18 protein-coding genes and 3 pseudogenes are annotated in these 21,055 nt (G+C 36.7%); 12 read left to right on the top strand and 9 right to left on the bottom strand.

What is annotated here, in order from left to right:
- Positions 1–25 precede the first annotated feature (25 nt).
- From BM120_RS03135 to BM120_RS03100, 9 genes and pseudogenes are all read right to left on the bottom strand, one after another.
- Complete coding sequence (locus tag BM120_RS03135; protein WP_091993210.1) at positions 26–895, bottom strand: VirB6/TrbL-like conjugal transfer protein, CD1112 family; 870 nt, start codon at positions 893–895, stop codon at positions 26–28.
- A gap of 16 nt (positions 896–911) precedes the next feature.
- A pseudogene (locus BM120_RS03130) lies at positions 912–1,010 on the bottom strand (Maff2 family mobile element protein); the annotation flags it as partial.
- A 151-nt stretch (positions 1,011–1,161) separates the two neighbouring features.
- Positions 1,162–3,021: a group II intron reverse transcriptase/maturase gene (gene ltrA, locus BM120_RS03125; RefSeq protein WP_091993207.1), complete on the bottom strand. Its 1,860-nt coding sequence runs from the start codon at positions 3,019–3,021 to the stop codon at positions 1,162–1,164.
- 721 nt (positions 3,022–3,742) lie between these two features.
- On the bottom strand, positions 3,743–4,045 hold the full coding sequence (locus tag BM120_RS11375; RefSeq protein WP_442956749.1) for a Maff2 family mobile element protein: 303 nt from the start codon (positions 4,043–4,045) through the stop codon (positions 3,743–3,745).
- A 74-nt stretch (positions 4,046–4,119) separates the two neighbouring features.
- A complete protein-coding gene (locus BM120_RS10835; protein WP_177187361.1) occupies positions 4,120–4,290 on the bottom strand; it encodes a hypothetical protein in 171 nt (56 codons plus the stop codon).
- Positions 4,287–6,074: a VirD4-like conjugal transfer protein, CD1115 family gene (locus BM120_RS03115; protein WP_091993205.1), complete on the bottom strand. Its 1,788-nt coding sequence runs from the start codon at positions 6,072–6,074 to the stop codon at positions 4,287–4,289. Before BM120_RS03115 ends, BM120_RS10835 begins: the two co-directional genes overlap by 4 nt.
- Positions 6,071–6,556, bottom strand: coding sequence for a PcfB family protein (locus BM120_RS03110; RefSeq protein ID WP_091993203.1), 486 nt, complete (start codon positions 6,554–6,556; stop codon positions 6,071–6,073). The genes BM120_RS03115 and BM120_RS03110 overlap by 4 nt, the downstream gene beginning before the upstream one ends.
- Before the next feature lie 95 nt (positions 6,557–6,651).
- A complete protein-coding gene (locus BM120_RS03105; RefSeq protein ID WP_091993201.1) occupies positions 6,652–6,864 on the bottom strand; it encodes a DUF5348 domain-containing protein in 213 nt (70 codons plus the stop codon).
- 14 nt (positions 6,865–6,878) lie between these two features.
- The gene (locus BM120_RS03100) at positions 6,879–7,805 is read right to left on the bottom strand and encodes a DUF6017 domain-containing protein (protein WP_091993200.1); all 927 of its coding nucleotides are present in this window, start codon (positions 7,803–7,805) and stop codon (positions 6,879–6,881) included.
- 316 nt (positions 7,806–8,121) lie between these two features.
- Here BM120_RS03100 and BM120_RS11200 point away from each other — a divergent pair.
- From BM120_RS11200 to BM120_RS03050, 12 genes and pseudogenes are all read left to right on the top strand, one after another.
- Positions 8,122–8,397, top strand: a pseudogene (locus tag BM120_RS11200) (recombinase family protein); the annotation flags it as partial.
- Positions 8,398–9,606 carry a recombinase family protein gene (locus BM120_RS03095; RefSeq protein ID WP_330389343.1) on the top strand — a complete coding sequence of 403 codons (1,209 nt, stop codon included), beginning with the start codon at positions 8,398–8,400 and terminating at the stop codon, positions 9,604–9,606.
- A gap of 1 nt (position 9,607) precedes the next feature.
- Positions 9,608–11,125, top strand: a complete 1,518-nt coding sequence (locus tag BM120_RS03090) for a recombinase family protein (protein WP_091993198.1) — start codon at positions 9,608–9,610, stop codon at positions 11,123–11,125.
- A 171-nt stretch (positions 11,126–11,296) separates the two neighbouring features.
- Positions 11,297–12,313, top strand: coding sequence for a Fic family protein (locus tag BM120_RS03085; RefSeq protein WP_330389325.1), 1,017 nt, complete (start codon positions 11,297–11,299; stop codon positions 12,311–12,313).
- A gap of 121 nt (positions 12,314–12,434) precedes the next feature.
- Positions 12,435–12,800 (top strand): annotated as a pseudogene (locus BM120_RS11195) (ATP-binding cassette domain-containing protein); the annotation flags it as partial.
- On the top strand, positions 12,774–14,441 hold the full coding sequence (locus tag BM120_RS03080; protein ID WP_278335326.1) for an ATP-binding cassette domain-containing protein: 1,668 nt from the start codon (positions 12,774–12,776) through the stop codon (positions 14,439–14,441). The pseudogene BM120_RS11195 and the gene BM120_RS03080, both read left to right, overlap by 27 nt.
- An 18-nt stretch (positions 14,442–14,459) precedes the next feature.
- Positions 14,460–15,041, top strand: coding sequence for an MptD family putative ECF transporter S component (locus BM120_RS03075; protein WP_091993194.1), 582 nt, complete (start codon positions 14,460–14,462; stop codon positions 15,039–15,041).
- Between the two features lie 9 nt (positions 15,042–15,050).
- On the top strand, positions 15,051–16,772 hold the full coding sequence (locus BM120_RS03070; protein ID WP_091993192.1) for an ABC transporter ATP-binding protein: 1,722 nt from the start codon (positions 15,051–15,053) through the stop codon (positions 16,770–16,772).
- Between the two features lie 14 nt (positions 16,773–16,786).
- Entirely contained in the window at positions 16,787–18,517 is a 1,731-nt protein-coding gene (locus tag BM120_RS03065; protein ID WP_091993190.1) for an ABC transporter ATP-binding protein, read from the top strand.
- A 233-nt stretch (positions 18,518–18,750) separates the two neighbouring features.
- On the top strand, positions 18,751–19,167 hold the full coding sequence (locus BM120_RS03060; protein ID WP_091993188.1) for a sigma factor-like helix-turn-helix DNA-binding protein: 417 nt from the start codon (positions 18,751–18,753) through the stop codon (positions 19,165–19,167).
- 239 nt (positions 19,168–19,406) lie between these two features.
- Complete coding sequence (locus BM120_RS03055; protein WP_091993186.1) at positions 19,407–20,417, top strand: DUF6076 domain-containing protein; 1,011 nt, start codon at positions 19,407–19,409, stop codon at positions 20,415–20,417.
- 68 nt (positions 20,418–20,485) lie between these two features.
- Positions 20,486–20,677: a hypothetical protein gene (locus tag BM120_RS03050; RefSeq protein WP_091993184.1), complete on the top strand. Its 192-nt coding sequence runs from the start codon at positions 20,486–20,488 to the stop codon at positions 20,675–20,677.
- The last annotated feature ends 378 nt before the right edge of the window (positions 20,678–21,055 follow it).

The raw sequence follows: 21,055 nt of genomic DNA, 5'->3' as shown, positions 1-21,055 counted from the left end.
CCGCGCTCTATGTGCGCCCGCCCATTTAGTGGGCGTTAAAAATTGACTTCGCCAACGCGCCGGATTTGAACAGGGAAAAACAGAGGATAACGGTATAGGCTGCAAGGGAAAAAATCGCGCTGTGCAGATTGTCCGCTATTATCATGTCGTTCACAAGTACGGCGTAAATGCCGACGCATATCATTATGAGGAAGCCTTGAAAACCAAGGGCGAAAAGCCCCTTTAGGTAGTTGTTCCCAAGCTGCCCCCATTCCCGGTTTGTCATTGTGGCGAATGGGATAGGTGAAACGGAGCAGTATAGGTAAATCTCAATCATACGCCCGTACAGAATAACCGTTATCAGTACGGACATGATTTTCATGCACAAGCTCACAAGGCTTGTTTCAAGCATGAGTAAGAGTAGTTCGGGGATTTCCATATTGTTTAGTCCGTCCTGCATGGAAGCGAGGGCGGCGGCAACATCAATGTTCGTGTTGCCGCCGATTACCCCCGCCGCACCCGATACGACGTGCTGTGCCATATCGAACACCGCCATAGTTATATCAAAGGTATGCGTTACGATAAACACCGCAACAGCCGCCTTGAAAAACCACTTAAAGAACATGAACGTATCAACGTCGTGCATATTGTTCTTTTCCGTTACCATGCTGATTAGCTCGTAGCATAGCACATAGGTAATGACAAGCCCCGCAATGGGTACTATCACATTTTCCGAAAGGGTCTGTATCATGGAAAAGATGTTAGCGTTCCACCCTTGCGGGGTTTGCCCTACCTCGGCGGCGATTGTGCCGACTTTTTCGTTTACGTCCCCGAACATAGTTGACAGATTACCGTTGATAGCTCCGATTAAGATACCTTTTATCCATTCGTTAATCGCGTCAAGTATGCTCTGCATAGGACATTACCGCCGCTTAACCGAACAGGCCGGAAAGCAGGGGAACAAGGATAAGCCCAATCAAGGCAACGCCGCCGCCCGCCATAAGCTGCTTCATGCCCTGCGATTTAGCCCCCGATAGTGATAGGTAATCCTTTGATATTATCTCCGGATTTTCCCCCACTTCACACCGTGCATGCGACTTTCACCGCACACGGCGTTCCATCACAAGAAAGATTTTCACGTTTTAACTAAGACTTACACACTTCGTAACAAATTATTTTTCTCTAAATTAGTGGCAATCCTGCCATTTTTCTAAGCTTATTACATTTCTCAATCTGCTTGACTGTTAAGCCAAGCTCTTTTATATATTTTTGGATTGTATCTTCTTTTGTTGCATGGATAAGTATATGAACTGCTTCTGTAACAAGAATTAAGTTGCTATAACTGTCTGTACCGCCTTGTTCAAGCGGTATCTTGTGATGGCAATGTATATCGTTTGGTGTAAGTTTTACACCTGTCACTCCACATCTGCCATATTGAGCTGCAAAGAGCGAGATTCTGTTGTCTGCAAACTCTATACTTTTATCAAGCACAGGGTGTTTCATTAACCAAACAAGAGTGTCTACATCAATTTGTAGATTTTTATGAATAAAAGCTCTACCCTTTACAGTGTATTTATTTACAACCTTTTTCTTGTGTTTTGCGTCCTTTGTCCTGATATATCCCACTGGAATTAGCGGATGTCCATTAAGGAAGCGAAGCTGTTTACTTTTTCCATATTTTTCTTTGATAAATCCTTTGTTTAGTGTTCCACTGATTTTAATATCCAGTCTGTTGTTCATCTGTTTTTTAATGTGAAAGGCTATTTTAGCAAAGTCCAAACTCACATTTGTTGCTATTTGGTAATAATTATGCAAGCCTGAAACAGTGGCATTATACTTAGCTATTGCTTTGTACTGCTCCTTTTCATTTGCAGGTCTTTTTATATCCGCAACACATTTAGAAATATTTTCTTTTGCCTTTTTCAGTGCCTTATCACTTATATGCGACTGTACAACAAACTTTTTGCCTTTTGGTTTAACCTTAAGCTTGAATCCTAAGAACTCCGAATACCTTTGTTTTAGATTTGTTATTTTAGATTTTTCTTCACTTACATTTAGTTTTAATCTGTCTTGCAACCATTTTGTAACTGCCTGATAGGTTCTTTTTGCATCGTAGTAATTACGGCAAAATATCTTAAAATCATCAGCATACCTTACAATGTATATTTCTTTTAGGTTGCTTGTTCTTAAAGCTCTGTAGGTATGGCTTTTTATTTCTGTTCCTTGACTGTTCGTTCTCTGTTTATATGGATAATGCGTGGGCATTGTCAGCCATTGAGATGAAACCCACCAATCTAATTCGTTCAAGACCACATTAGATAGTAGCGGTGATAATATTCCGCCTTGTGATGTTCCCTTTGTTGGTGTAATTACCTTTTTATCGGGCATAACAATATCTGCTTTCAGCATTTCCTTAATGATACAAAGTAACTTTTTATCTTGGATTCCCAAATTCCAAAGCTGCCTTATGAGCTTTGTATGATATACGTTATCGAAAAATCCTTGTATATCAATATCGACCGCATAATGTAAGTGCTGTATCTGCATTAGTCTTGCACATTCTGCGATAGCGTGTTCCGTACTCCTGTTAGGTCGAAACCCATAGGAGCTGTCATGAAACTTGGCTTCGCATATCGGCTCTAATATTTGCAAGATACATTGTTGTACGATTCTGTCTACAATAGTCGGTATTCCTAAAGGTCTTATTTTCCCGTTAGGCTTTCGTATTTCCACTCTCTTTACAGGGCGTGGTTTATACCAATGAAACTGTTTTTGTATGAGAGAAATGTATTTTTCTTCATTTAGCCTTGATAGATGTTTTATTGTTCTGCCATCTACCCCGGCTGTATGACTGCCTTTGTTCCCTTTGATACTACGATAGGCAAGTTTAATATTTTCTCTTGAAGTTATCAACTCCATTAAATTTGAAAATACTTTATTCTTACTGCTATCTTCATATAAATCATCAAGGACTTTTTGCAAGTCATAGTATTCCGTATAACGGATTTTGCTTTGTTTCAGTGTTTGTTTCGAAGTGGACACAGTCACCATCTCCTTTCGGATTTGATTTTCTTTGTCATACTCGAAGCTGTGTTTGTCTTAATTTCAGTTCTTTTACTTTCCTGTGACTGGTGGCTATCCCTCCACGAACTTATTATTTTCGCTTCATAGGTACTATGCCACCGCTTTCACCAAGATAAAGAACGGTTATATGCTGTTTTTACAGTCATTTTCCCATTCAACACTTCATTAGCATTAGACTGCTTCCATGCTCTTGGCTTACCACGTTCCGACAATCTTATCTTTGAATACGTTTAGGTTCTTCCTCTAAGCCTGTGTTTAGTTTTCACCATATCGCCTGTAACGATATATGGATTTTCATAACAACCATTCTTACTCATCCACAAACACCCCATCTTTGATGGGAATTGCCGTTAGGCAAATTCAAACGTTTAGACTTGTACATTCGGAAGTACGTCAGTGCTTTGGTATGCACATTCTCACCATGCGTATTCGACACCCGGCATATAGGTAGCACCGTCCACCTCTGAACAGCTTTCGTGTCTGATGTTAATATCAGTCTTACGGCTACTCTCTGCCGACTTCACCGAGCTTTTGACAATGAAATAGTCTAATATTCATTGCCAATCGGAGTATCAGTGTAGGCATTTCAGGGCGTTACCCCTTCATTCTACCTATCAGATTGCCAGTTCTCCTAAGTTTTGAACTTTTAGTTCTTCGACTTAGTGCATAAGCTTTTCACTTATGAACGTGTCGCACGATTGTCGTTGCCGTAGCCCTCAAGCAAGTTGATAACTCCCCAAATGCCAAGCCCCGCCCCAAGAGCGATAACGAGTGTCTGCAAAACGTCTACTGCCGAATTAAAAAAATCCATTAAATGACCTCTCTTTCTGCCGCTTTTGCGGCTGTCAAAATTGTTTGATTTTGTTTTTGGATATGAAAAAAGCCGCCCATGTTCGGCGGCTTGTGTCCCCGCGCTGCGTAGCTGCTGCGCGGCGGTATTCAGTTGTGAAAGGGTACGGCTCCCGGTAGGGGCGCGTACCATGTAGCCCACGTTTACGGTTTTGATTGCTTCATCACCCCCTTTGTGGCTCTGCGGATAGGAAAAGCGCGGACAAGTCAAACGCCTGTCTGCGCCCTTTGCTGCTCATAATATCTGCCGTAAGCGTCTACAAAACGCCGGATTACGGCTTGCCGCCGTTCTTCCTGCCGCCGCGCTTCTGCGACAAGCTCCCGTATCGTCCACGCAAGCCGCTGTTGTTCCTTTTTCTTCTTGATACGCTTATTCATGGCGCGTCCTCCTGCAAATCTGTTTCGTCGATTTCGTAATAGTCAAAAACGGTGTCCGGCTTGATGATTACCGGGCGGCGCTGCCGCTTTAGAAACTGTTCAATGTCAAAGGTATGTTTCTTGTCAAAATCGGAAAGGTACTTGTATTTCGGGTGCCGGGTGATGTCAAACTTATCCGAAAAGAACGGGCGAACGCCGCGCAACTGCAAAATGCACTTGCCCCCGTCCATTACGGCGATTTCGTCCTGCGACATGAGTTCTTTCCCCAACTTCTGATAGTTCAGCCCATGGGAAACGTCCCGCCCCCGGTTTTCAGAAGTGTTGAAGCTGTCAATTGTTTCTTTCCCCAAAACCTCCGATATTTCTTTGAGCGTCGTTTTTTCCTTGCCGCCCAAAAACAGCGTCGTATCGCAATTCCCAATGATTGTGTCGGCGTTTTCCTTGTAGATTGCCTTTAACTGGCTCTGCGCCTGCACCACCAAGCAAGCGGAAATTTCCCTACTTCGGAATACGCTTATAAGCCTTTCGAGATTAGGGATTGTGATATTGGCTACCTCGTCAAGCAGACAACGCACATGGACGGGAAGCCGCCCGCCGTATTCATCATCTGCCTTTGTGCAAAGCAGATTGAAAAGCTGCGATACTATCATAGCCGTAACGAAGTCAAAGGTACTGTCCGTATCACTCGTGATGATGAACAACGCCGTTTTCCTGTCGCCCAACGTGTCAAGCTCCAATTCGTCGCTTTCCATAAGCTCCCGTAGCTCCTTAATGTCAAAGGGGGCAAGCCGCGCCCCGCAAGAAATGAGGATAGAGGAACGGGTCTTGCCCGCGCTTAATAGAAACTTTTTGTACTGCTTCACCGCGAAATGCTCCGGGTCTTTTTCCTCCAAGCGTTCAAACATGAGGTCAACGGGGCTTTGAAACTCGCTGTCGTCCTCGCGGGCTTCCGACGCATTTATCATTTCAAGCAGCGTCGTAAAGTTCTTTTCCGCTTCCGGGGCTTCATAGTGGATATATCCGATTAAGGCGCAATAAAAGAGCCGTTCGGCTTTCACCCAAAAATCCTCCCCGCTTTTTTCCCCGCTGCCTTTGGTGTTGGCAATCAGGGTGTTTACGAGCTTCAAAATGTCCTTTTCGTCGCGGATATACGAAAAGGGGTTGTATTTCATGCTCTTTTTGAAGTTAATCGTATTGAGTACCTTTATCCGATACCCGCCGCGCTGCAAGAGCTTTCCGCACTCGATTAAAACCGTTCCTTTCGGGTCGGTAACAACATAGCTGCTGTGCATTTGCATAAGGTTAGGCTTGACGAAAAACCTTGTCTTGCCGCTTCCGCTGCCGCCGATTACAAGCACGTTTTTGTTTCTCGCATACTTCGGCTGCTTCGGGCGGCTGTTCATCATCAGCCGTTCGGTCTGCGTGAGCAGCACGTTATTTTCAAATGCGGGGTCGATATACGGCTTTATGTCCTCGGCGTTGCCCCACCGCGCCGAGCCGTATTCAACGCCCTTGCGGTATTTCTTCGCGTTCTTGCCTTTCACATAGACAATCAGCCGGATAAGCACCGCGCCCGCAATGCCGACGAGTAAATCAACGGGGTTGAAGCTCGGCGCAAGTGAGGAAAAGGCGGCGGCGAAACCGTCCCCAAGATGTAATATCTTGCCGGATAAATCCATACCCGGCGACAGACGTACCGCCTGTGCCGCTTTACCAAAGAGATAGACAAAGAGCAGATAGGGGATATTCGGAAGCAGCAGCTTTTTTACGTTTACGCTTTTCATAGCTCGATACCCCCTCTTGTCTGATTTTTTACCTTGACGCGCTCGGCGTTAAGCTGCTTCGCCGTTTCCCTAAAGGCGGCTAACGCCTTGCGGATTGAGGGCTTCTTATCCTGTGTCAGCTTCTTTGCGCTAAACTCCTTAAAGGCTGCGGTCAAAACGTCGGCGTCGCGCCCCTTGAAAAATACGAGATAGCGGGGCGGCGTTTCGGTTGTGTCCTTTTTCAGCGCAAAATCAACGCCGTACTTCTTCGCCGTACTCTCAAAGGCTTTGATATTGTCGTCGGTGATTTCGATATTGGAAACGCCCGCGTTCTGCTTCATAAGCTGCTTTAAGGTCTGTTTGCCTTTGGGTACCGCCTGTTTATCAAGCTGCTTTTTTGCCTGTGCAAGCAGCTTTTTCATGGCGGCTTGTAAAAGTGCCGCCGTTAATTTCGTTGCCTTTATGGATATGGCAACTACTTTTTCGTTGACTTCATCTTGCATTTACCGTCCTCCTTTCGCGGTTTGGTGATAGCTGTTAGGGTGGTACGCCGCTTCTGGGCGCAAAAATAGGGCGTCCGTTCTTCACGTCGCCCCGCTTAAATCCGCACCCGCAAGCCGTTCAAATCCTCGGCGCGGATACCGACGAGATACCAGTTTTCGCCCATTTCAATGCGGGTCGGCTTCCACTTGCCGCCTGTGAACACGTCGAAACACTCCCCGCAATGCAAGCCGCCGTAGTAGTCGGCAATGTCAAAACGAATGTCGTAGCGGTCGGTGGTTTCATCAAAAATCAAAGCTCCCTGTTTCATGGTCTGCACTCCTTTCAGATTTTGCCCGTCGCCATATCGTGAGCGACAAGGGAAGTGTAATAGTTGCCGATAGTGGACGGGGCGTTGAACAGCACCGCCCGTAGGTACTGCTTGATGTTGCGGACTTTCGTTGTGTTTTCCCGCATACAATCAAGCACAAAGCGGATATGTTCGCTATCCAGCTTCATAAACTTTGCCTTTACAAGCTCGGCGGGGTAGTCGTCCCCGGCGATACGGATTGTTTTACGCGCTGTGCATACCGTTTCAAGCATGAGGTCTACAATCTCGTCTATGCGGTCTTTATCCAAGCGGTTTTCCCGCAAGAGAAAATCATACTCGATATTGTCCTTGATGATTTCCCGGTATATCTCTACTGCGCTTTGTGTCGCCGCTTCTGTTCCTTTCCGTTCCGGCGGCTCTGCCGCGTCCTCGTCGTAAGGCAGGGGGTTAGGGGAATGGATAGGAATGGAATGGGTACTTGATAAATCCGTATTTGATTTTTCTTTTTTTGGTAGGTCAGTTCTTGATATATCTTTATTTAATTGCGTTGGATTTTCCGTCGTCGGGTTATCCGTCGTCGGATTTTCCAATATCGGATTGCCCGTTGTTGGATTTTCCAATATCGGCTTATCCAATGGCGGCGGGGTCTGCGGCTGCTCATAAATGGTGTACTCAATAGCGGTCATTTTGCCTTTGTCGTCGCGTCCTTGCTGCCGCATGATATATCCGGCTTTTTCAAGCTCCCAAACGGCGGTACGGATAGCGTCGATACTTTCCTTGTTGATGTGGGATAGCCCCGCAAGGGTATAGTCCCAATCCTCCGGCAAGGACAGCATTTGCGATAGTAAGCCTTTCGCTTTTAGCGTCAGCTCCTTGTTGCGTAGGTGGTGGTTGCTCATTACGGTATAGCCCTTGTTTCGTTCCACCCGGAAAACTGCCATAGCTTCATCAACTCCTTTGCTGTGGATTTGTTATGCAGTAGAACGGCGATTTTGAGGGAAAAGGTATATTCCCCTTGCCCGGTCAAAACCGCGCCCGCAAAGCCGCATGATACAAGGCTTTTTTTTGCTCTACTGCGTAACATGAGGGCATAAAAATAGCGGCGTTCCTATCTTCCCGTAAGGGAATTAGTAAACGCCGCCTGTGTGCGTATTCTGTTTTAGTACATTCCTTGCTTGTCCGCTATCTGGAAAACCTTGATTTTTCCTGTGTTTTCAAAAGTAACGCTATCTCACTTCATTATTTAAAAGACCCGGATTTCTTGAAATGATGGAAGATGTAAGAATAGGAAGAATAAATTGTATCATCGTAAAAGATATGTCAAGATTTGGAAGGGAATATTTAGAAATTTCAAACTATATAGAAAAAGTATTTCCATTTTTAGAGGTAAGATTTATTTCCGTAAATGACAACCTTGATACCAAGGATGGTATAAAATCGGATAAGAGTTATGAAATAGCAATAAAAAATATCTTCAATGATTTATATGCCAAAGATATTTCAAAGAAAGTAAAAGCCTCAAAAGAAGTAAAAATGAAACAAGGGTCTTTTATAGGAGCTATGGCTCCGTATGGCTATAAGGTGGAGATAATTGATCGAAAAAGAGTTCTGGTGATAGATGAAAAAGTAGCAGATGTAGTAAGGCTTATGTTTCATTTAGCAAGTCAATGCAAATCCAATATACAAATAGCAAGAGAATTGACTAAAATATATACGACACCTGCTGAATATAAGAGAACAGGAGATGTTTTTAAGGATAAAGAACATGAAAAACAATGGGACATTTCTTATATATCTAAAATGCTTTCTGATGAAGTGTATATAGGAAATTTAACCCAAAGGATATATTCAAATAGGCATAATCCAATGAAAAAAAGTAAGTTTCGTGATAAAAAAGAGTGGATTGTAAAAGAGAATACTCATGAAGCGATTATTTCAAGGGGAGTATTTGATGAGGTAAAGAAAATAAAAGAGGAAAACCTAGGATCACTGCCTTATTATTCGCTAAAAAACATCATAAAAGACGGAAAAGAAAATGTCAGAGTAAAAATTCAAAGAGATCATAACAAAGAAGGAAAGTATGATGGACTCATAAGATGTAGTATTTGCGGGAGAAATTTGAAAAAACAATATGGATCAAGGGGAATTAAAGTTAATGATGAAATTTGCTATTGCTATTATTGTAAAGGCATAGATAGGTTAAATTTAGAAAAATCTCATGTCAGAATTTATGAAACGGATCTGGATAGAATTTTACTTGATACTTTAAAACGACTATTTTTAAGTTTTTATCAAGAGGATAAAGGACTACGCCTTAAAACTTATTTGGAGAAGGTAAGTGCTGAAAAGATAAATCAAATTTCTCTAAAAACAGATACAAATAATAAAAAGATTGATGCTCTTAGAGTTAAATTGCAGGAACAATACGAAAATTATGTTAAGGGCGACGTTCTTTTAAGTGAATTTAAAAAGGAAAGCAATAAAATAGACAGACAGATAAAAACAATAAAAAATGAATTGAAAATCTTGGATGATAAAAAAAGAAATGTGAAGAAAAGAAAAAAGGAACTTAAAAAATTCATAGAAGCTCTATTTTGCTGCTTAGAGGATAAGAGTATAGATGTGGATAAAGAACTGGTTGATACTCTAATTAGTCATATAGAAATCTCAAAATATAAGCAAGTAACCATATACTTTAAATTTAACCTTGATAAAGATATGGAGAAACAGTTGGAGGTATAGAATGAATAGAATAGCTATTTATCTGAGACTTTCAGAGGAAGATTATAAAAAAACGGATGAAAGTATAAGCATAGTAAATCAGAGAGATTATATAAGAAGTTACATTGAAAATGAGAACTCGCTGAAGGACAGTGAAATAGAAGAATATATAGATGATGGATATTCTGCTACTAATACAAACAGACCTTCATTTTTAAGACTTGTTGATGATATAAAGAATGGTAGAGTAGGAACTATAATCGTAAAGGATATGTCGAGGTTTTCAAGAGATTATATTTTGCTTGGAGATTATTTGAGTAATATATTCCCGTTTTTAAAAATACGATTTATTGCTATCAATGATAATTATGATTCCATAAATGAAAATGGAAACGGAATAGATACAGATACACAATTTAAAACTTTGTATTATGATTTATTCAGTAAGGAATTATCTGAGAAGGTGAGAGGCGCTGTTAAACAAATCAAATCACAAGGAAAGAATACGAACTGGGCAGCACCTTTTGGATACATTAAAGATCCTGAAGATAAATATCATATTATTATTGATAAAAAGACAGCTTTTATAGTTAAAGAAGCCTTTGACTTGTTGTTAAAAGGGCATTCTTGCATTCAAATTGCCAATATATTTAATGAAAAAGGCTATATCACTCGCTCTGAACGAAAAGAAGAACTTAAACTTTCGGATTATACCGGAAATTTGGCTACTGGAAGTAAAGTAAAGAAAAGAGTTTGGACAAATCCATCTATATCTCAGCTTACAAGTAATGAACTGTATACAGGTGATTATGTATACAATAAATACAGAGAAACTAAAATAGGTGGAAGAAAAAAATTTTTACTTCCTGAAGAAGAGTGGAAGATAATACCTAACACTCATGAAGCAATTATTTCCAGAGAAGTATTTGATAAGGTAAAAAGAATAAAAGAAAAACGAAGTTTTGGAGGATACACAGGAAAGAAAAATCGTTCTATTTTTTCTAATAAGATTTTTTGTAAAGAATGTGGCAGACATATGAGTTTTCGATGTGACAGTAGACAAAAGAAGAATTCTGATAAAATATGTAAGTACAAAAGTTATTATTGTAATTTATGTAAAGCTGAAAAAACACCAAACAATATCAAAGAGAAAGATATTATTGAACTTATAAAACCTAAATTAAAAGAGTTTAAGATTCAAAACACATTAAAAAAAGACAATATAGATTATGAGAAAGAAAAAGAAGATATTCTAAAGGAAATATCTATATTAAACAGTAATTTACAAAATATTTATGAAAACTACAAAAAGAAAAATATTTCAAAAGATGAGTATTTAAAGGAAAAAACTCTTATCCAAGATAAAAAGATATTATTGGAGAGTAAGTTGGAAGAATTGAAGTCAGAGAAGATTGATTCAAGGAAAGAAACGGATATTGCCATCTTAGATGAAGAAGATTTGCTTAAGGCTTATGTGGACTCTTCAATTGATAAAATAATCGCATCAAGAACTGGAAAAATAGAGATTGTAGAGATATAGATGGATAGTATTAAAAGTAACTCATAATCTCGCCAACTTTAATTTTAATACGCCAAAATGAAAATAATGGCGAGATTATTCTCGCCACTATTGATTTTTCGTAGCCAAATATGATATAATGGCTATGAAAAAGGAGGTGATGTTTTGAGGAAATTTAATTATTTAAAACTTATGAAGCTATCTTTACCCGTTAATATATATCATACTATTGCAAAGATTCATGAATATAAGGGAAAGCAGGAACTCTATGTAGAAAATTATCCGGACATTTTAGAGAAGATGATAGATGTTGCTAAAATACAAAGTACAAAGTCTTCCAATGCTATTGAAGGAATTTATACCAATGATGCAAGACTTAAGGAACTGATGAATAAAAAGACAGAACCTAAAAACAGAAATGAAGAAGAAATTGCAGGATATAGACATGTGCTTGATATTATCCATGAAAATTATGCCTATATAGAATTTAATAAAAATGACATCTTAACACTTCATAATCAGTTATATTCTTATTCCTATATAAATAATAAGGGGAAATTTAAGACTATGGATAACACCATTGTAGAAGTAGATGCTTTAGGAAATAAAAAAATACGATTTCAGCCGGTAAGTAGCTTTGAAACGGAACATTACTTTGATGAAATGGTGGAGGCTTATAATAAAGCGATGAAAGCAAATATTCCACCACTAATTCTAATACCTGCACTTATACATGATTTCTTATGTATCCATCCCTTTGATGATGGTAATGGAAGAATGAGTAGGATACTGACACTTCTTTTACTTTATAAGTTCGGTTATTTTGTTGGAAGGTATATCAGTATAGAAATGCTCATTGAAGAAACCAAAGACTCTTATTATGAAGAATTACAGAACTCCAGTGAAAAATGGCATACCGGAGAAAATGATGAACTTCCATTCATAAAGTATATGCTAGGGGTTTTCTTAAAAGCATATAAAGAATGTGATGACAGATTTAACCTCATTGGAAAAGAAAAATTGACTTCACCTGAAAGAGTATTTTCTGTTATTCAAAAATCATTAGAGCCACTTTCCAAAAAAGATATTATGATTCTTTGTCCAAATATATCACAAAGGACTATAGAACGAGCCCTAAAAGAATTACAGGACAATGAAAAGATAAAACAGGTAGGCAGTGGTCGTTCAACAAAATATGTAAAGATTTAAACTCTAGGTAAAAAAAGTAAAATAGCTAGAATAAAAAGCACTTAAAAATGAGTAAAATTAACCTCAAAAATTTAAGTGCTTTTTTAATATCAATTACTTGACATTGTAGGGTAAATCAACATTACTCAGATGTTTAAATCATTTAATTCCTGAATTTTATGAAGGAGTATTTAAGGGATGCATATTGGTTAATGGTCAGAATATTGGAAAGAAAAATATTGGAGAGGTTGGGGAGTTGGTTTCGTCGGTTTTTCAAGATCCAAGGAGCCAATTTTTTACCATGGAAAGTGAGACAGAAATTTCTTTTGGACTTGAAAACAAAGGAATCAGCCATGAAGCCATAAGAAAAAGAACACAAGATGCTTTTTCAAAATTTGGTTTAGAGTATTTAAAAAACAGAGAAGTATTTAAGCTATCGAGCGGAGAACGTCAGCTCATAGCGATTATGGCAGCTTGGGCGATGGATACGGATATTATTTTATTGGATGAGCCAACTGCAAACTTAGATTATTTAGCCATAGAAAAACTGAAAAATATCTTATTGCTTCTAAAAGAAGATGGAAAAACTCTAATAATCAGTGAGCATAGGCTTTACTATTTGAAAGAGTTGGCTGATGAATATTGGCTGATAAAAAATGGAAGCTTTTATGAAAAGTATGATAAGGACGATTTTAAGATATTTTCTAAGGATGAATTAAATAATTTGTGTTTACGAGTTACGGATTTGAAGCAGATTGAGGTTCAGAAGAAGTGTTCTAATGTTGTCAATTATAAATTAGAGGTAAAAAATATATCCTTTGGATATAAAAAACAACATATTATAAATGATTTGTCGTTTACAGCTTATTTGGGAGAAGTTACCTGCTTGATTGGAAAAAATGGTTCAGGTAAAACTACCTTAGGGAAATGTATATGTGGACTATTAAAACCAAAAAAGGGTAGAGTTTTTCTAAAGGAAAAAGAATTGAGCCAGAGGAGGCTATTGCAGGAAAGCCTCTTTATTATGCAAGAAGCTGAATTTCAATTTTTTACAAATTCTGTATTATCTGAACTAGAGTATGGTGTAAATCGAAACAAATATGACGAGATAGAAGCTCTACTCAATCGATTTGATATGTGGAAATATCGGGATAGACATCCATTTTCTCTTTCAGGTGGGCAAATGCAAAAATTAACCTTAATGATGGCGTATCTTTCGGATAAAAGTGTGGTTATTTTAGATGAACCCACATCAGGAATGGACAAAAGAAGTTTAGATACCGTAGTTGGATTGATAAATGATATGAAAAAGAAAAAAATCGTGATAATTATTAGTCACGACTTAGAGTTTATTTCAGCAGTTGCGGATAAATGCTTGGAAATTGATGATGGAGCGATACAAAGAATTTGTGAGGTAAAAGAGAATAGAGATATTGAAACCATTAAAAGTATATTTGAAAAAGAGTTAGAACATCAATCTCCACCAGAAAGAGAGGAAAATCTTTTAGATTCGAGAACAAATATTTTGTTTTGGCTTCTTTGTATGATAGCAGTAGGAATTGACAATAAAAGTTTGATTTTTGAATGCAATTTATTAGCTCTCGTTTTTTCTCTTGCAAACAGAAGATACAAGACTTTTGGAATTACTTCTGTCATTACAGGACTCATTTACGGTCTTGAAATCATATATCCGAATGAAATTACAATGTTTGCGGCAAATTTGTTTCCTCGATTTATTTTAATATTTCTACTATTTCCTATCATTCTAGGAGGTAGAGGAGCAACAAATATGCTTGCGGGACTTAGAAAAATAAGAATACCTGAGAAGTTATTATTGATTTTTGCAGTTTCTTTCAGGTTTTTTCCGGTGCTAAGGAATGATTTTAAATTGCTTAGACAGGTGCTTAGAAATAGAGGAAGCTGCAAGCATAAAAATATAATAAAAGAAAAGCTGGAGTATATTGAAGCTCTGATTGTTTCACTCATTTTTCGAGTGATAAGAATAGGCGAAACTTTATCAGCTTCAGCAGAAACAAGAGGAATTGCTTTAAATCATAAAAAATCATCTTATGTTACTTTACGGTTTCATTTATGCGATTACATATTGATGATGGGGATGATAGTAATTTTGATGATAAATATTTTATAAAAATAGGAGGACTTAATCATGAACAAAATCAAATTGAAAGCGAAAGATATAATTACAGTTACATTATTATCATTGTGTAACATTTTGATATTTTCTTTAGGGACATTTATGTATGCAACACCAATTACCATACTTTTAACACCGGTGCTTTACTCATTATTACAGGGTATTGTTTTCTTTGTTATCGGAGTGAAAGTGAAAAAAAGAGGAGCGTTTTTTATATATTCTCTTATTCAAGGAGTGATAGCATTCTACCCACCATATATTTTGATGTTTGTAATTTCAGGATTGATAGCAGAGTTTTTACTATATAAAAAAGGTTATGGTAATTTAAAATTTATTGGAATCAGCTATGTTATTCAGCAAACTTTGGCGTCAATTGGAAGTGTAATTTATCCATATACAATAGCCCTGAATAAAACCATAGGAGCCATGAAAGAAAAGGAGTTAGCTTCAAATATTACAGCGGCAGGCAAAATGATTTCTTCTTGGGGAACGCTGATTTTACTTGCCTTAGTTATAGTTTCAGCAATCGCAGGAGCTTATATAGGAAGTAAAGTCGTAAGGAAACATATTTTAGAAAAAGAAGCTAATGCATAGGGTGAAGTCATGAAAAAAGAGAAAGAACCAAACTTTTTTAAAGAAATGGATTCGTTTATAAAGCCATACAAAAAAAGATATATTTTATCTGTTATGCTAAGTATGCTTTCTGTTCTATGCGAACTGTTATCCTATGCTTTTGTTGGAATTTTAGCGGGATATATCTTCAAAGGATTTCATGGAAACAACATGATATATGTCTTGATTTTTACTATAATCTGCAAAATATCAGGGGTGCTGCTTTCAAATATTTCAACACTTATATCTCATAAAGCAGCATACTTAACGCTAAAGGACTTAAGATATGCAATTTGTGATAAATATGTTAGATTGCCGATGGGATATTTTGATATGAATCCTAGTGGAACATTAAAAACGATATTGGTAGACAGGGTGGAAGATATAGAAAAAACATTAGCACATCTACTTCCTGAGATGACTGCAAATTTATTGATACCTATTGCCATGATTGTTTGGATGCTTGCAGTTAATATTAAGCTTACCGGGATTATATTTCTTTGGGTTATATTTGGACTATCAATCGGAATGCTTATGATGATTGGATATAAGAAAAAATATGAGGGACAAGTACAGGCACAAAAGAATATGAATCAAGCGGTTATAGAGTATGTCAAGGGGATTGAGGTAATTAAAACTTTCAATATGAAAGATAGTTCCTATGCTAAATATAAAAATGCAGTCATACGCCATGCGGAGTATGCCATAAACTGGATGAAAAGCTCACAGATCTATGCGTCTCTTTCATATAGTATAGCACCGGTATCTATATTTCCAACAATTGTTGCGGGATTGATATTTTTCAATAATGGCAGTCTTACTGAGAAGAGTTTATTTTTGTTTATGATGATTTCTCTTGGAATATTTAAACCGATTGTTAAGGCATCCGGTTATGTTGACCAATTGGCACAGATGGGAACTGTTGCTAAGGAGATAAAAGGAATATTAGATTATCCGGAACTGAAGAGAAATAAAAATTCTAATTTAAAAGAAAAAATGACATACGACATTTCGTTTGAGAATTTACAATTTTCTTATGACGGGACAAAAAATGATTTAGATGATGTGAATTTAAAAATTAAAGAAAAAACCATGACTGCAATTATTGGTACTTCAGGTTCAGGGAAATCAACTTTAGTGAAACTTTTAGCCGGATTTTGGGATTTTGAGAAGGGGGATATAAAAATAGGCGGTATAGGGGTAAAAGACCTTTCAATGAATGACCTGAATACTCTTATATCCTATGTAGATCAAAATACATTTTTATTTGACGACAGTATTTTAGAAAATATTAGAGTAGGTAAAAAAGCTGCGACTGATGATGAAGTTATAGAAGCTGCCAAAAGAGCCGGTTGCCATGATTTTATTGTCGCTTTGCCTGACGGGTATGAAACCATAGCAGGTGATAGATTGTCCGGTGGGGAAAAGCAAAGAATAGCTATTGCCAGAGCAATTCTAAAAAATGCTCCAATTATCATATTAGATGAGGCAACTGCAAGTACAGATATTGAAAATGAAGAAAAAATTCAAGGAGCGTTACTGGAATTTACCAAAGGAAAAACACTAATTGTTATTACACATAAAATTAAAACTGTCATAAATGCAGATAAGATCATATATATGGAAAATGGGAAAATCATTTGCGATGGAAAACATGAAGAACTTATTAAGTCGTGTTCTGCGTATAAGCATTTATATGAAATAGCAAATTGATTGGAGGTGAGAATATGTTTGAAGCTATAAAAAGTGTATGGAACTTTAGTGAGAAAAGGCAAGGCAGTTTAGTCAAAATTTTAATTCTATCATTTATAGAAGGCATATTCGTTATGCTGAAAATGATAGCAATAATTTTTGCGGTAAATGCCATGTTTAATAGGGATTTGATGTATAATTACATTTATAGAGTCTTAGTAATCGGCATCATATGTATCGCAGGTGTATTTGTGTTTGGTTATTTCACACAACTGGGTTCTGTATCCGTTGGATTTGAGATGGCGAAAGATAAAAGGTTATATTTTGGCTCATTATTTAAAAAACTCTATTTAGGGTTCTTTAGCAAAAATTCAGTAGGAAATATAAACTCAACACTGACTACATCTATTTCAACTGTAGAACAAGTTGCACCAATCATTTTAATTCATGTGATAGGTGGAATTTTATCTGCTATATCAATAGTTTTGGGATTTGCTTACTATGAATGGCAAGTTTCCGTTGTAATATTTGCAGGCATATTAACATATTTGTTTGTAGTTAATTATCAAATGAAAATTTCAAGAAGAGAAGCTCCCAAAAGACAATTAGCACAAACAAAATTAACGGAAAGTGGTATTGAATTTATACAGGGAATAAGCGTAATTAAGGCTTTTAGTATGGGAGTAAAAGATGAAAGAGTAAAAAAAGCTATAAATGGGAGTTGTGTTAACAATATAAATTTATCCGAAAAATCTATTCCCTCAAGCATAGGTGCAGGACTTACGATACAGCTGTTTGAAATTATGATTATTAGCTATGCGTTTTTTATGTGGAATAGTGGAGAAGTTTCTCCTCAAAAAGCTATAAATTTATTGATTATGAGCTTTGTAATATTCCAGTCTGTAAGTCAAGCAGGTTCTATTCTTTCCATGATCGGTCTTTTAGATAGTTCATTAAAAGATATAGGTGGCATGGAAAATGTTGAAGAAATAAAGGTATTATCACCTATTCAAAATATAAAATCTAATGAAATAGAATTTAAAAATGTGGGTTTTTCTTACGGAAAAGGAGAAGTTTTAAGGGGAATATCGGTGGTGCTTAAACCGAACACACTTACGGCAATTATCGGACATTCAGGATCAGGAAAAACAACATTTTGCAAGCTTATACCAAGATTTTATGATGTAAGCGAAGGAGAAATTCTGATTGGTGGAGCAAAAATAACAAATATATCCACCGAAGAATTGATGAAAAATATAAGTATGGTATTTCAAAATGTGTATTTGTTTGAAGATACAATCATGAATAATATTCGTTTGGCAAAGCCAAATGCCAGTGATGAGGAAGTTATATCCGCTGCAAGAAAAGCGGGCTGTCATGACTTTATAAAAAACTTGCCAAAAGAATATGAAACTAAAATTGGCGAAGCGGGTAGCACTTTATCCGGTGGTGAAAAACAAAGAATAGCGATAGCTAGAGCAATACTCAAAGATTCTCCTATTGTGATTTTAGATGAATTTACCAGTGCTTTAGATGTAGAAAATGAACGCCATATTTTGCAAGCCATTGATAATTTAGTACAGAATAAAACAGTTATTATGATTGCACATAGGTTAGAAACTGTTAGGAAAGCAGACAACATCATTGTTTTAGATAAAGGGAAAATAGCACAAGAAGGAACTCATAATGAACTTATAAGTCAAGATGGAATATATAAATCATTCATTTCAATAAGAGAGCGAGCAAATAAATGGAGTTTTAAGTAAATACATCCATTTTGATATTTGACTAAATAAATGAGTATTTAATGGGAGATGACGATGTTTTTTGATAATAAAAGTTTTTGAAAGTAACTTTTCACACAAAAATTAAATAATTCAATAACAATAAGAGTTAATTTGATTGTTATTTTCGGAGGACTTTTTACGCCAAAGTGTAGAAGTCCTCCTTTTTTATTCTCAAAAAGCAAAACAGAGAAAAAGAAAAGGAGGATAACACAATGGCTAATAAAGAATATTACCTTTATGTAAAAGGCAAAGCCGTACCTGTAAGCGAAGAAGTCTACAAAGCCTACTGGAAGATAACAGAACATGAAAAGTATCTCCAAAGAAAAGATTGGAAGCACAATGTCATATCATTTTCAGCACTGGATTATGACGGACACTTTGTAGATAATATTGTTGATGAAAGCTTTGATGTAGAAAAGATTGTTGAAACACAGATGATGATTGAGGCACTCAGAGATGCTATATCAAAACTAAATGATGAGGAAAGGGACATCATAGATCGTTTGTATTTCAATGATGAAACATTAACAGGTGTTGCAAGAGTTAAAGGTGTAACTTACCAGTCTATACAATGGCGAAAGGATAGAATTTTAAGAAAGCTCAAAAAGATTTTAGAAAAATTATTGTAGAAAATACTCTGTATATGAGGACTGATTTTCCTTTATAAAGTGAAGGGGGATCTGTCCTCTTTAATTTTGAAAAGTTTATATGGACCAGTTTTTGTTATCAATCAATAAAGTTGAATTTCAATTGTTGTACTGTTACAGATTATAGGGTATAATGTTATCAATATAAAATATAAACAGTAATTGTTAACGAGTTGTGAAATGAAAAGTAAAATATCAATTGATAACAGGAGGTTAATGTTATGGAGATGGATGGATTAATAGTAGATTTTGATGGAGAAAAAAATGTTGTTATGTATCGTGGTATAAAAGAATATCCGATTGGAGGCATGATTGCTGAATATGCCAGATTATATCCTACAGAATTAAAAGAAGTAATATTGGAGTATTCTCACTTAGAGGAAAAACCGTCGGAGAAGACATTAGCAGAGTTTTTCCCTTGGTTTGTTGATAAACTAAAAGAAAAAATTGGAATAGTTGCAGCAGTTATTATTACTTTTGAATTCATGGATTTAGTTGCAGACATGTGTAAGAAAGAAATGTCAAATCCTGATGAATTTTTCATAGAAATAAAGGAAGAAGATTCTATAGGAAAGTTTATATTTGAAGGTAGTGGATATAGTAAATTGGGAAAATCCACGAATAAGCAGGCATTGCTTTCTGCATATTACTGGTATGCACAGTCATATGTTGCATTTAAACACAGCTTTTTGATGCTTGCCAGTGAAGCTGAATATGATGAAGATCAAGTAAATGCATTTTGGTCTATGTTTAGCGAAAATATAAATTTTCAGCACATTGATTTTCGTATAGCAAATTATGAAGGAAAGTTTCATTCTCTATATACAATCAAATCATCAATGTCATTGCTTTTATTTGAAGCAGCACATTGTATGGACAATGATGTAAAGTTTACGAAATGTGCCAACTGTGGAGAGTACTTTGTTCCTGAAGGTAGGATAGATGCAATTTATTGTGGTTATCCATCTCCGCAAGATCCAAAGAGGTTATGCAGAGATATAGGGGCACAGGTTACACGAGCAAATAAGGAAAAGAATGATATTGCAACTAAAGAATACAGAAAAGTTTATATGAAATATAAGATGATAACAATAAGACATACACAGAATCGTGATGCAAAAGAAAAGCTTTCATATCTTACGTCTGAAGTTAAGATATGGAGGGAAAAAATGAAAAATGGAATTGTCACAACCGAAAGTTTTTTGCAATGGCTGGAGCAGTTTAAAGAGTAATATAAATATGTCCAAATGAAAAGTTATTTTATTTAACTTTAGACTTTTTTAAGAGAGGAGGGTTATTCATGACAAAGACTGATTATCCAATTTATGCTGATGACGGCACTAAATTTTGTATGCGATATCAAGGCGAAGATGGAGATCCTGTTATTGAAGGTCCGAAAGGAAAAAGATTAACAATATCTAATTTTCTAAAACAGGTATATAATCCATCAATTGCTAATAAAAATCGTGGTAAATTTAAGAAAACACGATAACAGATGATACTAGAAATCCCTGCAATATGGCCATAGGACCTATTCGGATTATTCCACCGAAGAAACCTATGCTGGAATGCAAGATTGCAGTCCATAATCATATTGGTAAATCAGAGGAAATCAGTAAAGGAAAATTTAATATATGCGAATACTTAAGAGCAAACCGTGTGGTATGGAAACCATAGCAGAGGGAGCCTGAGTAGTTTAACCATTGGAGAGGTCCATTGATGAAACTACTTAGGCTCTTTTTTTATAAATTGTATTTGATAATCAAAATTTGTCTTAAGGTTCATCGTCTAGCTAACGATGCCCAGAGCTTTGAGACATAAACAACAAAATAAAGTCAACCCACTGGGACGGTTGGCCAGTTAAGAAGCG

Origin of the sequence: Peptostreptococcus sp. D1, assembly GCF_900112955.1 — a bacterium.
Classification (GTDB): Bacteria; Bacillota; Clostridia; order Peptostreptococcales; family Peptostreptococcaceae; genus Peptostreptococcus.
The sequence above is the reverse complement of the archived record's forward strand: the minus strand, read 5'-3'. Positions and strand labels throughout refer to the sequence as shown.

Bases quoted from the DNA above. Each gene is read 5' to 3' on its own strand.
- BM120_RS03050 (WP_091993184.1), top strand. From the start codon at position 20,486: ATGACAAAGACTGATTATCCAATTTATGCTGATGACGGCACTAAATTT.
- BM120_RS03060 (WP_091993188.1), top strand. From the start codon at position 18,751: ATGGCTAATAAAGAATATTACCTTTATGTAAAAGGCAAAGCCGTACCT.
- BM120_RS10835 (WP_177187361.1), bottom strand. From the start codon at position 4,290: ATGAATAAGCGTATCAAGAAGAAAAAGGAACAACAGCGGCTTGCGTGG.
- BM120_RS03065 (WP_091993190.1), top strand. From the start codon at position 16,787: ATGTTTGAAGCTATAAAAAGTGTATGGAACTTTAGTGAGAAAAGGCAA.
- BM120_RS03100 (WP_091993200.1), bottom strand. From the start codon at position 7,805: ATGGCAGTTTTCCGGGTGGAACGAAACAAGGGCTATACCGTAATGAGC.
- BM120_RS03085 (WP_330389325.1), top strand. From the start codon at position 11,297: ATGAAGCTATCTTTACCCGTTAATATATATCATACTATTGCAAAGATT.
- BM120_RS03070 (WP_091993192.1), top strand. From the start codon at position 15,051: ATGAAAAAAGAGAAAGAACCAAACTTTTTTAAAGAAATGGATTCGTTT.
- BM120_RS11375 (WP_442956749.1), bottom strand. From the start codon at position 4,045: ATGGTACGCGCCCCTACCGGGAGCCGTACCCTTTCACAACTGAATACC.
- BM120_RS03090 (WP_091993198.1), top strand. From the start codon at position 9,608: ATGAATAGAATAGCTATTTATCTGAGACTTTCAGAGGAAGATTATAAA.
- BM120_RS03110 (WP_091993203.1), bottom strand. From the start codon at position 6,556: ATGCAAGATGAAGTCAACGAAAAAGTAGTTGCCATATCCATAAAGGCA.
- BM120_RS03055 (WP_091993186.1), top strand. From the start codon at position 19,407: ATGGAGATGGATGGATTAATAGTAGATTTTGATGGAGAAAAAAATGTT.
- BM120_RS03105 (WP_091993201.1), bottom strand. From the start codon at position 6,864: ATGAAACAGGGAGCTTTGATTTTTGATGAAACCACCGACCGCTACGAC.
- BM120_RS03115 (WP_091993205.1), bottom strand. From the start codon at position 6,074: ATGAAAAGCGTAAACGTAAAAAAGCTGCTGCTTCCGAATATCCCCTAT.
- BM120_RS03135 (WP_091993210.1), bottom strand. From the start codon at position 895: ATGCAGAGCATACTTGACGCGATTAACGAATGGATAAAAGGTATCTTA.
- BM120_RS03080 (WP_278335326.1), top strand. From the start codon at position 12,774: ATGGATACGGATATTATTTTATTGGATGAGCCAACTGCAAACTTAGAT.
- BM120_RS03075 (WP_091993194.1), top strand. From the start codon at position 14,460: ATGAACAAAATCAAATTGAAAGCGAAAGATATAATTACAGTTACATTA.
- BM120_RS03095 (WP_330389343.1), top strand. From the start codon at position 8,398: ATGAAACAAGGGTCTTTTATAGGAGCTATGGCTCCGTATGGCTATAAG.